10 protein-coding genes are annotated in these 15,255 nt (G+C 70.5%); 1 reads left to right on the plus strand and 9 read right to left on the minus strand.

What is annotated here, in order from left to right:
• Nucleotides 1-353: 353 nt before the first annotated feature.
• The 3 genes from ACF1A1_RS19075 to ACF1A1_RS19085 all read right to left on the minus strand — a co-directional run bounded on the left by ACF1A1_RS19075 (nt 354) and on the right by ACF1A1_RS19085 (nt 2,846).
• Nucleotides 354-587 carry a transposase gene (locus ACF1A1_RS19075; RefSeq protein WP_392001181.1) on the minus strand — a complete coding sequence of 78 codons (234 nt, stop codon included), beginning with the start codon at nt 585-587 and terminating at the stop codon, nt 354-356.
• An 815-nt stretch (nt 588-1,402) separates the two neighbouring features.
• The gene (locus tag ACF1A1_RS19080; protein WP_392001586.1) at nt 1,403-1,771 is read right to left on the minus strand and encodes a transposase; all 369 of its coding nucleotides are present in this window, start codon (nt 1,769-1,771) and stop codon (nt 1,403-1,405) included.
• A gap of 727 nt (nt 1,772-2,498) precedes the next feature.
• Complete coding sequence (locus ACF1A1_RS19085; RefSeq protein WP_392001182.1) at nt 2,499-2,846, minus strand: hypothetical protein; 348 nt, start codon at nt 2,844-2,846, stop codon at nt 2,499-2,501.
• A 1,076-nt stretch (nt 2,847-3,922) separates the two neighbouring features.
• On the opposite strand from ACF1A1_RS19085, the gene ACF1A1_RS19090 reads away from it, so the two are divergent.
• Entirely contained in the window at nt 3,923-5,122 is a 1,200-nt protein-coding gene (locus ACF1A1_RS19090; protein ID WP_392001183.1) for a S8 family peptidase, read from the plus strand.
• Nucleotides 5,123-5,494: 372 nt separating this feature from the next.
• Here ACF1A1_RS19090 and ACF1A1_RS19095 read toward each other — a convergent pair whose 3' ends face one another.
• From ACF1A1_RS19095 to iolB, 6 genes are all read right to left on the minus strand, one after another.
• The gene (locus ACF1A1_RS19095) at nt 5,495-6,376 is read right to left on the minus strand and encodes an ABC transporter permease (protein ID WP_392001184.1); all 882 of its coding nucleotides are present in this window, start codon (nt 6,374-6,376) and stop codon (nt 5,495-5,497) included.
• The gene (locus tag ACF1A1_RS19100) at nt 6,373-9,009 is read right to left on the minus strand and encodes a CocE/NonD family hydrolase (RefSeq protein WP_392001186.1); all 2,637 of its coding nucleotides are present in this window, start codon (nt 9,007-9,009) and stop codon (nt 6,373-6,375) included. Before ACF1A1_RS19100 ends, ACF1A1_RS19095 begins: the two co-directional genes overlap by 4 nt.
• Nucleotides 9,010-9,118: 109 nt before the next feature.
• On the minus strand, nt 9,119-10,516 hold the full coding sequence (locus ACF1A1_RS19105; RefSeq protein WP_392001187.1) for an APC family permease: 1,398 nt from the start codon (nt 10,514-10,516) through the stop codon (nt 9,119-9,121).
• A 522-nt stretch (nt 10,517-11,038) separates the two neighbouring features.
• Nucleotides 11,039-12,541 carry a CoA-acylating methylmalonate-semialdehyde dehydrogenase gene (gene mmsA / locus ACF1A1_RS19110; protein WP_392001188.1) on the minus strand — a complete coding sequence of 501 codons (1,503 nt, stop codon included), beginning with the start codon at nt 12,539-12,541 and terminating at the stop codon, nt 11,039-11,041.
• 14 nt (nt 12,542-12,555) lie between these two features.
• Nucleotides 12,556-14,439, minus strand: a complete 1,884-nt coding sequence (gene iolD, locus ACF1A1_RS19115) for a 3D-(3,5/4)-trihydroxycyclohexane-1,2-dione acylhydrolase (decyclizing) (RefSeq protein ID WP_392001189.1) — start codon at nt 14,437-14,439, stop codon at nt 12,556-12,558.
• The gene (gene iolB / locus ACF1A1_RS19120; RefSeq protein WP_392001191.1) at nt 14,436-15,248 is read right to left on the minus strand and encodes a 5-deoxy-glucuronate isomerase; all 813 of its coding nucleotides are present in this window, start codon (nt 15,246-15,248) and stop codon (nt 14,436-14,438) included. The genes iolD and iolB overlap by 4 nt, the downstream gene beginning before the upstream one ends.
• Between the last annotated feature and the right edge of the window lie 7 nt (nt 15,249-15,255).

Below are 15,255 nucleotides of genomic sequence, written 5' to 3' on the forward strand. Positions count from 1 at the left end.
AGAGTTCAATCACCGTTCTATTTCGAACCACCGACCGAATGCGCGCCCGATGGGGGGATTCGGTCGGTCGTGGTCCCGACAGCGGGCGAGGCGCCTCGAGTTGCTACCGAATCGCCGCCGACAACGGCAACGATCTCTGGTACTCCGGCAAGGCCAAACACTCCACCGACAACGGCAGTTGGGGACCACCGAGGCTGTCATGCCGTGTTCAGCCGCATGAGGTAGCTCTCGCACATCATGCTGGTTCCTTCAGTCGAGGATCTCGAAGATCTGGCAGCAGACGTTGGGCTTCAGGCATCGCCGTAGGTTGCGGGGGCTCTTGCCCTCGCCGATACGGCGGGCGGCGTACGTCTTCATGGGCAGGACCGGAGCAGCATCCTGATCACGGTGATCGTGTGCATCGCCCGGTTCAGCCGGCCGTCGCCGCCCCGGTTCATCCGGTGTCTGTCGGTCGGGCTCGAGGAGGCCGGGATCGGCGCGCCGCCGGCGAAGCAGGGGAAGGCGGCCTCTGAACGGAACCGGGCCGGATGCGACCAACTGACCAGGATCCACGCTGCGGTGATCGGCCCAACACCGAGCAAGACCAAGAACTCAGGGGTCAGTTGGGCGATGGGTTGGAGGAGTTCGTTCTCTCACTCGAGGGCCTCGGCCTGGAGGTGCCGGATGCGCTGGGCAGTAGAACGCAGAGCGCGGATGGTCATGCGACGCTCGGCGGACAGCACGGGGCGGTCGCGGAGGCCGGCACAGGCGGGACCTGCTGCGGTCGGCTGAGGCGCCGCAGCTCGGCACGGAGGCCATCCGGCGCGGAGACGATCAGTGCCTTGAGCTGGTTGACGGTTGCGAGGGAGGCGCGCACAGCGCCCTGCCGGGTGGCCGACAGCGCGCGCCTCGCGTTCCCGGTGACTTCGGGGCCGGATGACGTGCGCGGTGGCAAGGGCCGCGCCGCGCGGATGGCTCAAACAGGTCCGTCTTACGGCCTCCACGGACCGGCGGACGCCGGGGCGACGGACCTCGACGACGGGTTCACCAGCGTCTTCCGCGGCGGCGAGACCGACGCTGTAGCTGCACTAACCGCCTTGCCCGACGCAGCAGTTCAGCGTAGCCGACGGCCGTGGCCGGGAACGATGCCGTGACCACCGGGAGGCCGACAGCGGTGACGATGGCGGCGACGTGGATGTCTTTGTTTGAACCGTGAGCGTGCCTGTCGCCAGGTTCCCATCTGGACACGTCCGCGCCGGTCCGACGGCAGCGGCCGCAGCTCCGGCCCCGTGGTCGACAGATCAAAACTCAAGGCAGCAAGGCCAGTCAGGGAATGAGTCAGGCCACCGACCGGAGCAGCGCAGCCTCATCCTCACAGTTCGGGAAGTGCCCGCGGGCTTGACCGCCCGGCGGATCGGGGCGTTCACCGAGTCGATCGCGTTCGTGGTGCAGACCATGCGGCGGCCTGCCATGCGGCCATGCTGTCGAGGACCTTGTCGGTGATGGTCGAGATGGTCTGCCGGGACACGTCGGCTGTAGAGACCGGCCAGGTGGGCCCGGCCTCACCGGTCGTCAGGCCGGTGACTGCGAGCGAGATCACCATCTTGTCGACGCCCGCAAGCCACCTCTGCCGCTTCTTGACGATCTTCGGTTCGAAGATGCCGTCGCGGTGCGAGGCGCGGCCATCCCCACAGGCCCGACGTCGGTCAGTACGGTCCGCGGCGGACGGCAGTGGGCGACCGGTTGCTCGACGAGTTGGCGACCCGAGCTCAGGCTGAGGGTTTATGGCCAGTCATGACGTGACGAAGCCCACTCGGTCCGCTGCTGACCGGCGCGGGACGAGGAGGGGACCGGTCGAGATGGTGCCGCCGAACGTGTACGACAGGGGCGTGTACGGCAGCGGAGACGGCGCCGTGCTGTCGTAGCTCTTCGGACTCGACACGCCCTACTCCGAGAAGGCGGAGCGGAAGCACAGCAGTTCGTCCCGCTGGAGAGAGGAGGGTGCTGCGGGGGGGCGCCCGGATCGACGAGTGGCCGTGCGGCTGCGTGACCGGAGGGACGACGGGCACCCGTCGTTATCAGAGTCCAGCGGGTCGCTTTGTCCCGGCAGAGCAAGACACAACACGGCGCCACGCACGCAGCGTGCTGAGCGAGACCCTGGCCGAGACGGCGCCGGGCATGCACCTGCCCGCATGCCGTGTGCACCAGTCACCGGAAGCGTGACGCCTTCGCTCGGGTCGGGTGAGCAAATTCCCGCGGCCGCCGGGGACGAGGCTATGTGCGAGGTCTTCGGCCTCAACCGCGGGGTGACGGTCCGGGGAGCCGGAGACGCTGCGGCTGGGGCGACTTCGTGGCTGATCGGCTTGTGGACCGCGGAGTCCGACTCCGCTTCCAGGTCGATGCCCATGCCGGGGCGTGCCCGACTACGTGCCGACGGCCGCCGTCCACCCAGACCTGCGGATCGCGGAATGGGCGGCGGCGGCCGTGTCCATCAGACCGGTACCGGCGAGGAAATACCGTCAGCAGTTGCCGATCTGGGTGGTCGCACCGTCGGTCTCCAGCGCAGCGCAGATCTCCCGGGTCCGGGGCAGGGTGACGGTGAAGCTCTCCTGGACACCGGCCTCAACGGTCCTCTGGGCGCTCGCGAGCACGGTGCCGTCGCCCCCGGCGATCTGCACACCGACGGTCCGCTCCTCGTCGCAGACAACGCCGACGCTGACCGTAGTGATCACGTTGTTGCTGACCGTGTTGAGGCTGACGTCGCAGGGGAAGTCCTGCTGGGGAGCGGCCTGCGCGGGCGCGGCGGCGACGAGCGGTGCGGAAGCCAGCAGCACGGTGGCCGCCGAACGGAGGATGCGATGAGGCATTGGTTCTCCAGGTGTCAATCGGGCCGACCGCCCTAGGCGGCCAGCCTCTCAATCGTGGCGCCCAAATGTTCCTTAAGCGCCTTTCGGGGAAGATGTGACCACGTTCGTACCAAGCCCCGCAACGTGGCGCGCTGCCCCGCTGACGGCTGGATCCGCCACTCGGGTGACCGACGTTCGCCGCTTCCCGTGCCTGCCTGCGCGGGAGATCAGCTTCCGCGCGGCGCATCAATTTCGGCCGCGTACGCCGCCGTTACCTCCCTGCGTCCACCATCCGGAACTCGCGGGAGGGGCTCGGCGTGGGAGACGCCAGGTTGGCGCAGTCCACGGCCACCTGGACCTCGGCACGCATGTTGTCGTAAGTCCTTTCGAAGGGGTACGGGATCGCCGCCGAGGAAGGTGAGGCCGGGACTGCTGAGGCCGGGCGAAGTTCGTCGGGTTTGACGCTCGGGGAGTACCGACCAGGATGTGGGCGAGCGGGAAGAAGAGGAGTGTGCAGGCGGTCTGGCGCGTGACCTCTTCGAAGATGGGCAGACGGTCGCGGTCGTGTCGGGGACAAGGGCCGTGACCGGTGGCGTAGGTGTGGGCGGTCCGGCCGTCGGCGGCCCCAGATCGCGACGTCGAGGACCGTCCACTCGGGAGCGGATGCGGGACATCACGCCAACACGGCCACCCGGTCAAGCCCGGCGACAATCAGACGTCTGCGATCCGCTGCATCGTCAGCTCCCACAGACAGGCGACCTGGCAGATCGCGGTCCGGAGCCACCGCCAGGGGAGGAACGACCGCCGGTCCGGGCGGGCTGGTCCACCACGAGCACGCGGTGTTCATCTGCCTGCCGGGTGCGACCGCGGTCTTTCAAGGGACGATCTCCACAGTGATCGTTCCCGGATCGGGCTTTGGGGCCAGCCCCTTGAGATGCCCTGCACAGAGTTCACCCCATTCATGGTGACTACTAGTCATACAGGGTGAAAATAACCAAGAGGGCATTTTAGTGATGAACCGTCTGGTCATCCTATGACCAGCAGCTTCAGCGAGCACGTCAGATGTCCCCCGAGGAAGGCTCTTCAGGATGCGAAGGATGTTCACCGCCCGACGGCGGATCGCCGCGGCGATCGCCGCGGCGGCCGCGGCCGCCGCCATCGGGTGCGGTACCGCCCTGCCCGCCAAAGCCAGCCCGGCCGACGGAAAGATTCTGCACGAAAATGCCGTCAACTCCGTCGGCAACAGCTACATCGTCGTACTGAAGAAGTCCGCCGGGTTCAAGGCGAAATCGCCGGAAGGTAAACGACTGGCGGCCAAGTACGGCGCCAAGGTGGGGTTGACCTACGACGCCGCACTCAATGGCTACGCCGTCCGTGTCGGCGCCTCAGGGGCGAGGAGCCTGGCGGAGGACCCGGCCGTCGCGTTCGTCGAGCAGGACCAGAAGGTCCACGTCGACGCAACCCAGATCTTGCCACCATGGGGCCTGGACCGGATCGACCAGGCCCGCCTTCCGCTCAGCCAGACGTACACCTATCCGGATTCGGCGGGCAAATCCGCGACCGTGTACGTGATCGACACGGGAGTGCGCATCACTCACACGGAGATCGCCGGGCGCGCCAGGTACGGCTACGACTTCGTCGGCCGGGATTTCGTCGCCTCCGACGGCAACGGCCACGGAACGCACGTCGCCACCACGGTCGCCGGCAGGACGTACGGCGTGGCGAAACTCACCAGGATCGTGTCGGTACGGGTGCTGAACAACAGCGGGGCCGGCACCCTCTCCAACGTCATCGCGGGCGTCGACTGGGTCACTTCGCGCCGCGTCGGGCCCGCGGTCGCCAACATGTCGCTGGGCGCCAGCGCCAGCACGGCGCTGGACACCGCGGTGAGGAACTCCATCGCCTCCGGTGTCACCTATGCGGTGGCCGCCGGCAACTCGAACGTGAACGCCGCCTACTCCTCGCCCGCCCGAGTGAGTTCTGCCCTCACCGTGGGGGCCAGCACCTTGATCGACTCCAGATCCAGTTTCTCCAACTACGGTTCTCTGCTTGACATGTTCGCCCCCGGCTCGGCGATCACCGCCGGCTGGCACACCAGCGACACGGCGACGGCCACGCTCTCCGGAACCTCCATGGCGGCCCCCCATGTCGCGGGAGCCGCGGCCGTCTACCTCACCTCGCACCCCACCGCCGGTCCGACGACCGTACGCAGCGCTCTCGTCAACGGGGCCACGACCGGAGTCCTGCGCAACATCGGTACCGGTTCACCCAACAGGCTCCTCAGACTCGTACCCTAGAAGATCACTGAAAAGGTTGCGGGTTCTGGCCCCGGCCCGGCAGGGCTGGGGCCCGTCTTGTAGGCATGCGGGGGGTGGGAGACCTGTCGGGAGTTGATCCCGGTTCGCTTTTTTGGCCGAGTACCGGGGGGCACTGTTCCCGCCGTCGATGTTCGCCGACACGTATCCCTGCGAGTGCGCCGGGCATAGCCGTAGGACGACGTGGAGGGCGAAGGTGAGATGTCGCCCTGCGTTGGCTGCCGCGAAGGGTACTTACGGTCGCGGTCGAGCCCCCTGTCTCGGATGGGGCGTGCGTGCGAGCGGCGCGCCGCGCAGCCGTCATGTCCGGTACGGCTCGTATCGCTCCATCGTCCGTGTGATCCTCCGTTCGACCTACGACACCACGTCCTTGCGGGCGAAACCCCGGAAGGCCAGGGCGAACAGCACCAGCGCGTAGGTGACCGACACGGCGGTGCCCTGGATCATGCCGGACCACTCCGGGGTGGGCTGAACGGCGTCGGCCCAGGCGAACTGCCAGTGCGCGGGCAGGAAGTCGCGCCAGTCGCCGAGGGCCGTGACGGCGTCGAGGACATTGCCGACGATGGTCAGGCCGACCGCGCCGCCGACCGCGCCGAGCGGGGCGTCCGTCTTCGTCGACAGCCAGAACGCCAGCCCGGCGGTGACCAGTTGGGAGACGAAGATGTACGCCACGACTACGACGAGCCGTTGGGCGGCGGTGCCCGAGTCGAGCGCGCCGCCGGTGGGGAGCTGGAGCGGGCCCCAGCCGTAGGCAGCGGTGCCGACGGCGAGGGCGACGACCGGCAGCAGGACCATCGCGGCCAGGCTGAGGCCGAGTCCGACGACGAGCTTGGACCACAGCAGCCGGGCCCGGGGCACGGGCGCGGCGAGGAGGTAGCGCAGGGAGGACCAGCCGGCCTCCGAGGCCACCGTGTCCCCGCAGAACAGGGCGACCGGGATCACCAGCAGGAAGCCGGCCGAGACGAACAGGTTGACCGCGGCGAAGTTGGCGCCCGAGGCGGTCGCCGTGTCCATCAGCGTCACCCGGTCGTTGCGGCCGCCCGGCTCGCCGCCGATCGCGAAGGCGACGACCAGGACGAACGGCAGGGCGGCGAGGATGCCGGCCATGACCAGGGTGCGGCGGCGCTTGAGCTGGCGGACCAGCTCGACGCGCAGCGGCAGGGTGTGGGACGGCCGGTAGCCGGAGGCGGTCTCGACGGGCTCGGCGTGCGCGGTGTGCTCGGTGCGCGTGCTCATGCGGAGCCTCCGATCAGGGTGAGGAAGGCGTCTTCCAGACGGCGGTGGGGGCCCACCGCCTGGACGGGCACGTCGAGTCGGATCAGGTCCGCGATCAGGCGTTGGGCGGTGCCGTCGGTGTCCAGGCGGACCAGGAGGCCGTCCTCGGTGCGGATCGCCGAGGCGACGCCCGGCAGCGCGGCCACCTTCTCGGCGACCGGCCCCTCCACCGGCGTGGCGGTGCCGACGAGGAGGGTGTCGCCGGAGCCGACGATCTCGCCGACCGGGCCCGCCTGCACCAGCCGGCCGCGGTCCATGACCACGAGGTGGGTGCAGGACTGCTCGACCTCCGCGAGCAGGTGGCTGGAGACGATCACCGTGCGGCCGGCGGCCGCGTACCGGATCATCACCTCGCGCATCTCGCGGATCTGGGGCGGGTCCAGGCCGTTGGTCGGCTCGTCGAGGATGAGCAGGTCCGGCAGGCCGAGCATGGCCTGGGCGATGGCGAGGCGCTGGCGCATGCCCTGCGAGTAGGTGCGCACCGCGCGGGCGAGGGCGTCGCCGAGGCCGGCGATCTCCAGCGCCTCGTCGAGGTGGGCGTCCTCGGGCGGGCGGCCGGTGGCCCGCCAGTACAGCTCCAGGTTGTCCCGGCCGGAGAGGTGCGGCAGGAAGCCGGCGCCCTCGACGAAGGCGCCGACCCGGGAGAGGACGGGTGCGCCGGGGCGGATGGCGTGGCCGAAGACGCGGATCTCGCCGCCGTCGGGCCTGATGAGGCCCATCAGCATGCGGAGGGTCGTCGTCTTGCCCGCGCCGTTCGGGCCGAGGAGGCCCAGTACCTGGCCCTTCTCCACGCGGAAGGAGAGTTCCTTGACGGCGTACCGGTCGGCGGACCCGGCGTACCGCTTGCTCAGGTCGGTGATCTGGAGCGGGACGTCGGCCAGTGCCGGGTCGGGGGCGGGCGTGGCGGTGCGGCGGCGGGCCGTGGCCAGCAGGGCCAGGGCGATCAGCGCGCCGGTGAGGGGCAGCCACCACACCCAGGACGGCAGCGGCGCGGCCGCGGTGCTCACGCCGGGGGCGGTGGGCACCGTCAGGTCGCCCTTGAGGGAGACGGTGTACGTCGCCGGGGCGGCCGGGGAGGCGTAGCCGAGGTCGGTGGAGGCGAGGACCAGTCGCAGGCGGTGGCCCTCGTCGACCTCGTGGTCGATCGCCGGGAGCGTGATCGTCACGTCCTTGCCGGCCTGGGCGCCCTCGACGCGGATCGGGGCGACGAGCTGGGAGGGCAGCACCTGCTGGGTGCCGTCCGGGCCGACGTCGTAGACCTTGCCGAAGAGGACGGCGTCGTCGCTCGTCGACTTCACGTGGACGGTGGCGGTCGGGGAGCCGGTGATCCGCAGGTCGTCGGTGACCGGCGCCGACTGGAACGCGGCGAACTGGCCGGGGAAGTCGAGGGAGACGCCGACGCCGAGGGAGGACAGCTGGGCGAGGCCGCCGGCGCCGCCGAGGCCGGGCAGGGCGGAGACGGCGGGCGGGGTGGCGCCGGGCGGGTTGGTGACGGTCTGTTCGCGGCCGGTCAGGGCGATCGAGCGGTCGCCGCTGTCCAGGCCCGGGTAGGTGTCGTCGCTCGCGCCGCGCAGTTGGGCGGCCCCGTCGGTGGAGTCGACGCCTCCGGTGCGGGTGACCCGGAAGGCCGGCCCGGTGTCGGCGGCCTTGTCGTCCTTGAGGTAGCGGTCGAACCAGGAGGTCACGCGGGCCTGGACACGGCCGGTCTCCATGTCGCCGCCGTCGTGGCCGCCCGCGATCCAGTCGACGTCGACGGGGGCGCCGTTGGCGCGGATCGCCTTCTCGGCCGCGTCGGACTGGGCGAGGGTGAAGAGGGAGTCGCTCTGGCCCTGCACGAGCAGGGTGGGCACCTTGATGCGGTCGGCGACGGCGGACGGCGAGCGCTCTTCCAGCAGCTCGCGGGCGGCGGCGTCGGGTGTGCCGGATGCGGCGACCCGCTCGTACATCGCGCACAGCGTCGGCTCGAACTTGGCGCAGCCGCCACCGGTGTTGAAGAAGATGCCGGTCCACAGCTTCTTGAAGACGCCGTCGGGGAAGAGGGCGTCCGCGAGGTTCCAGTACGTGATCGCCGGGGCGATGGCGTCGACCCGGTCGTCGTGGCCCGCGCCGAGCAGGGAGATCGCGCCGCCGTAGGAGGCGCCGGCCATGCCCACGCGCGGGTCGCCCGCCTTGTCCAGCTGGACCTGGGGCTGCTTCGCCAGCCAGTCGATGAGCTGCGAGACGTCGGCGACCTCGCCCTTCGGGTCGTTGATTCCGATCTTCCCGGTCGACCTGCCGAAGCCGCGCGCCGACCAGGTCAGCACCGCGTATCCGTCGCGGGCCAGGTCCTCGGCCTGTTGCCGGACGTCGTTCTTGGAGCCGCCGAAGCCGTGGGCCAGGAGGACGGCGGGGCGGCGGCCGTCCGAGCCGGAGGTGAAGTACGAGGTGTCCAGGCGCACCCCGTCCACGGCCATGACCCGGTCGGCGCGGTGCACCGGGGCCGGCTCGTCGGAGGCGACGGCCGTCCATGTCCCCGCGCCGGCGAGCACGGCGACGGCGGCCACGGCGGCCATGATCCGTCGCGGCCGCCGCAGTCCGGGCAGTCGAAGATCCATGCGTCAACGGTACGGGGTCAACCTGTCGTGAAGATGTCGACCGGAGACCGAGCTGTCCGACCTCCCCGGGGCGTACGGGGCCGTGGTCGTGTACCGCGGACGCGGTACGTCAGGCGCGCGCGTCCTCCGGGATCGACACCAGCCAGCGGGTGGCGCGGCGGGGGCGGAGGTAGAGCAGCCAGTAGAGGGTGGCAGCGGCGGTGATGCCGCCGGTCCACAGCAGGTGGCCGGTCTCCTGCTGGGTGAGGATGTAGGCGAGGACCGCGATCAGGAGGACGGGGAACGCGGGCCACAGCGGCATGCGCCAGGCGGGGGTGTGGCGGTGGGTGCCGCGGCGGGAGAGCAGGGCGGCGACCGCGACGAGCAGGTACATGCCGGTCACGGAGACGCCCGTCACGCCGTAGAGGGTGTCGAGGTCGACGAAGCACAGGGCCGCGCCGGGGACTCCGACGGCGAGGGTGGCGACCCAGGGGGAGCCGAAGCGGCCGAGCCTGGCGAAGGCCGCGTTGACCGGCTCGGGCCAGGCCTTGTCGCGGGCCGAGGCGAACAGGACGCGGGAGTTCTGGATGACCATGACGATGCCGGCGTTGATGATCGCGAGGGCCACGCAGAGGCTGACGAAGGTACCGACGGCGGTGTTCGACCAGGCGATGACCATGGTGCCGATGTCGCCGCCGGTCAGTTCGGCGAGGTCGGAGGCTCCGAGGGTGATGGCGATGACCGGGACCAGGATGATCACGGCGGAGATGGCGAGGGTGGTGAGGACGGTGCGGGCGACGTTGCGGCGGGGGTTCTCCATCTCCTCCGAGAGGTAGACGGCGGTGGAGAAGCCCTGGGTGACGAAGAGGGCGATGGCGAGGCCGGAGACGATCAGCAGGGCGGTGACGGTGTCCGCGTGGCCGTCGGCGCCGGCGACCTCCATCGACAGCAGGCTGCCGGGGCCGCGTTCGGCGTGTGCGAAGCCGAGCACCGCGACGACGGCCGCGGCGACGACTTCCAGGACCAGGAAGACGCCGGTGATCCAGGCGTTGGCCCGCAGGTCGAGCAGGCCGGCGAGGGTGGCCAGCAGCATGACGCCGGCGCCGGCGACCGACGGGTCGAGGTGGACGATCGGGGCCAGGTAGTCGGCCGTGCCCATCGCGATCACCGGCGGGACGATCATCACGACCAGGAGCGAGAGGACGAAGACCAGCCAGCCCGCGAGGCGTCCGGCCATCGTCGACACCATGGCGTACTCACCGCCCGCGCTGGGGATGAGGGTGCCCAGCTCGGAGTAGCAGAAGGCCACGGCGATACAGAGGAGGGAGCCGACGGCGATCGTGAGGGCGGTCGCGGTGCCGAGCGAGCCGAACAGGTCGGGGACGACCACGAAGAGCGTGGAGGCGGGGGTCACGCACGAGAGGGTGAGGAGGGTGCCGCCGACGACACCGATGGAGCGCTTCAGCTTCTGGGGGCTGTCGGGCGGCTGGGGGAGGGCGGTCTCGACAGGGCGGAGCGTGTCGGTCATGCGGCGGTTCCGATCGACTCGTGCGGCAGAGGGTGAGGTCGGGAGCGCTATCGCCTCCGGCGGTTCGCGGTACGGTCTCTTCGTCCGCTCCCGGCGCTGCATGGAACCCCGACGAAAAGCAGCACGTCAATAGGTGTTTCACTACGGAATCCGTAGGTAAGAGGCGCCCGGAGTGACGTTTACAGCAGTTTTCCGTAGGCGGTTCCGCTTCGTTGGGGCGTGCGGGAACCGCAGGGCGGGCGCAGGAAAAACGTGAGGCCGTTCGCCATGCGGACGTGTCGGTGCCGGTCGCCAGGTTCGGCCGCACCGGCGATTCACAGCAAGGGGCGGGAACGGGTGAAGCCGAGGTACACCGCTGCCTGTGTGGGGTCCACTCCCTCACCATGGACGGCACGTACTCCTGGGGGACGGCGCCCACTACAGGGTCTGGAGTACGCCGGCTCAAGGAGGCCGGCGCTCAGTGGACAGGGCGGCGCCCCGCTCTTCCCCAAGGGTGAGCGGGGCGCCGTACGGGGGGGTCGCTCAGTGGTTGCGCGGGAAGCCCAGGTCGACGCCTGCCGGGGCGTCGGCCGGGTCGGGCCAGCGGGTGGTGACGACCTTGCCGCGGGTGTAGAAGTGCGTGCCGTCGTTGCCGTAGATGTGGTGGTCGCCGAAGAGGGAGTCCTTCCAGCCGCCGAAGCTGTGGTAGCCGACGGGGACCGGGATCGGGACGTTCACGCCGACCATGCCGGCCTCGATCTCCAGCTGGAAGCGGCGGGCGGCGCCGCCGTCCCGGGTGAAGATCGCGGTGCCGTTGCCGAAGGGCGAGCTGTTGATCAGCGCCACGCCTTCGTCGTACGTGTCCACGCGGAGCACGCACAGGACCGGGCCGAAGATCTCGTCCTGGTAGGCCTTCGCCGACGTGGGCACCTTGTCGAGGAGCGAGATGCCGATCCAGTGGCCGTCCTCGAAGCCCTCCACCGTGTAGCCGGTGCCGTCCAGGACGACCTCGCAGCCCTCGGCCGCCGCGCCCTCGACGTAGGACGCCACCTTGTCGCGGTGGACCTTCGTGATCAGCGGGCCCATCTCGGACGTCGGGTCGTTGCCGGGGCCGATCTTGATCTTCTCGGCGCGCTCGCGGATCTTCTCCACCAGCTCGTCGCCGACGGCGCCGACCGCCACGACGGCCGAGATGGCCATGCAGCGCTCGCCCGCCGAGCCGTAGGCGGCGGACACCGCGGCGTCCGCGGCCGCGTCCAGGTCGGCGTCCGGCAGGACCAGCATGTGGTTCTTGGCGCCGCCCAGGGCCTGCACGCGCTTGCCGTTGGCGGAGGCGGTGGTGTGGATGTAGCGGGCGATCGGGGTCGAGCCGACGAAGGAGACGGCCTTGACGTCCGGGTGCTCCAGCAGGCGGTCGACGGCCACCTTGTCGCCGTGGACGACGTTGAAGACGCCGTCCGGCAGACCGGCCTCGGCCAGCAGCTCGGCGAGCTTCAGCGAGGCCGACGGGTCCTTCTCGGACGGCTTCAGCACGAAGGTGTTGCCGCAGGCGATGGCCATCGGGAACATCCACATCGGCACCATCGCCGGGAAGTTGAACGGCGTGATGCCGGCGACGACGCCCAGCGGCTGCCGGATCGACGACACGTCCACCCGGCTCGCGACCTGCGTCGACAGCTCGCCCTTCAGCTGCACGTTGATGCCGCAGGCCAGGTCGACGATCTCCAGGCCGCGCGCGACCTCGCCGAGCGCGTCCGAGTGCACCTTGCCGTGCTCGGCGGTGATCAGCTCGGCGATCTCGTCGCGGTGGGCGTCCAGCAGCGCGCGGAACCTGAAGAGGATCGAGGTGCGCTGGGCCAGCGAGGACTGGCCCCAGGTGGCGTAGGCGTCCTTGGCGGCGGCGACCGCGGCGTCGACCTCGTCGACCGTCGCGAACGCGACCTTCGTGGTGACCGCGCCGGTCGCCGGGTCGGTGACCGGCCCGAACGTGCCCGACGCGCCTTCGACGGCCTTGCCGCCGATCCAGTGGTTGACGATCTTCGTCATGACCGAGTGCTCCTTCACAGATGGCGGCGTCGGGTGGAGACGTGCCGTTCGTACAGCTCACGGGCCTTGACCGCCGACGGACGGGTCGCGGTCTCGGCCACGGGTACATCCCACCAGGCCTGCGCCGGAGGCGGGCCCGACACTGTGTCTGCCGTTTGGGTCTCGACGTAGACACATGTGGGAGTGTCGGCGGCCCGGGCCTCGGCGAGGGCCGCGCGCAGGTCGCGGACGGTCTTCGCGCGCAGCACGCGCATACCGAGGCTCGCCGCGTTGGCGGCCAGGTCGACGGGGAGCGGGGCGCCGGTGAACGTGCCGTCGTCGGACCGGTAGCGGTAGGCGGTGCCGTACCGCTCACCACCGGTCTCCTCCGACAGCCCGCCGATGGACGCGTACCCGTGGTTCTGCACCAGCAGGATCTTGATCGCGACGCCCTCCTGCACGGCGGTCACGATCTCCGTCGGCATCATCAGGTAGGTGCCGTCGCCGACCAGCGCCCACACGGGCCGGTCGGGCGCCGCCAGCTTCACGCCGAGCGCGGCCGGGATCTCGTAGCCCATGCAGGAGTAGCCGTACTCCAGGTGGTACTGGTCCCGCGAGCGCGCCCGCCAGAGCTTGTGCAGGTCGCCGGGGAGCGAGCCGGCCGCGTTGATGATCACGTCCGTCTCGTCGACGATCGCGTCCAGCGCGCCCAGCACCTGCGGCTGCGTGGGACGTAGGTCGGGCTCGTCGGCCTCGTAGCAGGCGTCGACGCGCTGCTCCCAGCGCTCCTTGTCCTCGGAGTACTCGGTGACGTACTGGTCCGCGACCCGGTGGCCGTGGAGTTCCAGGGCCTGGGTCAGTTCCGTCAGGCCGCTGCGGGCGTCCGCGACGAGCGGGAGGCCGGCGAGCTTGTGGCCGTCGAAGGCGGCGATGTTGAGGTTGAGGAAGCGGACGCCCTCTCCCGCGAACAGGGTGTTCGAGGCCGTCGTGAAGTCGGTGTACCGCGTCCCCACGCCGATCACCAGGTCGGCGGTGCGGGCCAGTTCGTCGGCCGTCGCCGTGCCGGTGTGGCCGACGCCGCCGACGTCCTGGGGGTGGTCGTAGCGCAGGGAGCCCTTGCCGGCCTGGGTGGAGGCGACCGGGATGCCGGTGGCCTCGGCGAACTCGGCGAGGGCCTCCTCGGCGCGGCTGTGGTGGACACCGCCGCCCGCGACGACCAGCGGGCGCCTGGCGGCCCGGATCGCGCGGACCGCCTCGGTGAGTTCGGTCGGGTCGGCGCCCGGGCGGCGTACCACCCAGGTGCGCTCGGCGAAGAACTCGTCCGGCCAGTCGTGGGCCTCGGCCTGGACGTCCTGGGGCAGGGCGAGGGTGACCGCGCCCGTCTCCACCGGGTCCGTCAGCACGCGCATCGCCTGGAGGGCGGCCGGGACGAGGGCCTCCGGGCGGGTGACGCGGTCGAAGTACCTCGACACCGGGCGCAGGCAGTCGTTGACGGACACGTCGCCCGCGTAGGGGACTTCGAGCTGCTGGAGGACCGGGTCCGCCGGGCGGGTGGCGAAGATGTCGCCGGGCAGGAGGAGGACCGGGAGGTGGTTGATCGTGGCGAGGGCCGCGCCGGTGACCAGGTTCGTCGCGCCGGGGCCGATCGACGTCGTCACCGCGTGGGTGGACAGGCGGTTGGACTGGCGGGCGTAGCCGACGGCCGCGTGGACCATCGACTGCTCGTTGCGGCCCTGGTGGTACGGCATCACGTCGGCGTACTCGACGAGCGCCTGGCCGAGGCCGGCGACGTTGCCGTGGCCGAAGATGCCCCAGGTGGCGCCGATCAGCCGCTGCCGTACGCCGTCGCGTTCGGTGTACTGGGCGGCGAGGAAGCGGACCAGCGCCTGTGCGACCGTCAGCCTCGTCGTTGAGGTCATCGGTACCCCTCCGTGTGCTCTGGGTGGAAGCAGATCCGCCATTCCCGCGTCTCGCCCGGACCGGCCATGACGTTCAGGTAGTACATGGCGTGGCCGGGCTGGGCGATCGACGGGCCGTGCCAGCCGTCGGGGACGAGCACGGCGTCGCCGGAACGGACCTCGGCGAGGACGTCGGATCCGCCCTCGCGCGAAGGGGATACGCGCTGGTACCCGAAACCGTTCGGTCCGTCGATCTCGAAGTAGTAGATCTCCTCCAGCTCCGCCTCCTCGCCGGGCCGGTGCTCGTCGTGCTTGTGCGGCGGGTACGAGGACCAGTTGCCGCCGGGGGTGATCACCTCGACGGCGATCAGCTTGTCGCAGTCGAAGGCGTCGGCGGAGGCGAAGTTGCGGACCAGGCGGGCGCAGCCGCCGCTGCCGCGTTCCTCGACGGGGACCTCCGGCGCGGGGCCGTAGCGGGCGGGGAGTCGTCGCTCGCACTTCGCTCCTGCCAGGGCGAAGCGGCCTCCCGCGCCGGAGGCGATCTGTGCCCGGGCGTCCCGGGGAACGTACGCGAAGTCGGTGACCGACGCGAAAACGCTGTCCCTGCCCAGGAGTTGGAACTCTTCATCCGCTGTTTGCACGGTACATCCGCCTTCCAGCGGAAGCACGATCCATTCGCTGTCCCCGGTGGTGAAGGCATGCGTGCCACCGGGTGCCAGCTCGACGATCCGCAGACTGCTGTGGGTCCAGCCGGCCCGCTCGGGGTCGATGGCGAGCACGTGGTCGGCGTCGGCGGTGGTACCGCGCGGGATGTACAGGTCGTTGCTCATGCGGCCC

Origin of the sequence: Streptomyces sp. NPDC014995 (genome assembly GCF_043080745.1) — a bacterium.
GTDB lineage: Bacteria > Actinomycetota > Actinomycetes > Streptomycetales > Streptomycetaceae > Streptomyces.

Coding starts and splice junctions, on each gene's coding strand:
- ACF1A1_RS19100 (WP_392001186.1), bottom strand. CDS start 9,009: ATGGATCTTCGACTGCCCGGACTGCGGCGGCCGCGACGGATCATGGCC.
- ACF1A1_RS19105 (WP_392001187.1), bottom strand. CDS start 10,516: ATGACCGACACGCTCCGCCCTGTCGAGACCGCCCTCCCCCAGCCGCCC.
- iolB (WP_392001191.1), bottom strand. CDS start 15,248: ATGAGCAACGACCTGTACATCCCGCGCGGTACCACCGCCGACGCCGAC.
- ACF1A1_RS19090 (WP_392001183.1), top strand. CDS start 3,923: ATGTTCACCGCCCGACGGCGGATCGCCGCGGCGATCGCCGCGGCGGCC.
- mmsA (WP_392001188.1), bottom strand. CDS start 12,541: ATGACGAAGATCGTCAACCACTGGATCGGCGGCAAGGCCGTCGAAGGC.
- ACF1A1_RS19085 (WP_392001182.1), bottom strand. CDS start 2,846: ATGCCTCATCGCATCCTCCGTTCGGCGGCCACCGTGCTGCTGGCTTCC.
- iolD (WP_392001189.1), bottom strand. CDS start 14,439: ATGACCTCAACGACGAGGCTGACGGTCGCACAGGCGCTGGTCCGCTTC.
- ACF1A1_RS19095 (WP_392001184.1), bottom strand. CDS start 6,376: ATGAGCACGCGCACCGAGCACACCGCGCACGCCGAGCCCGTCGAGACC.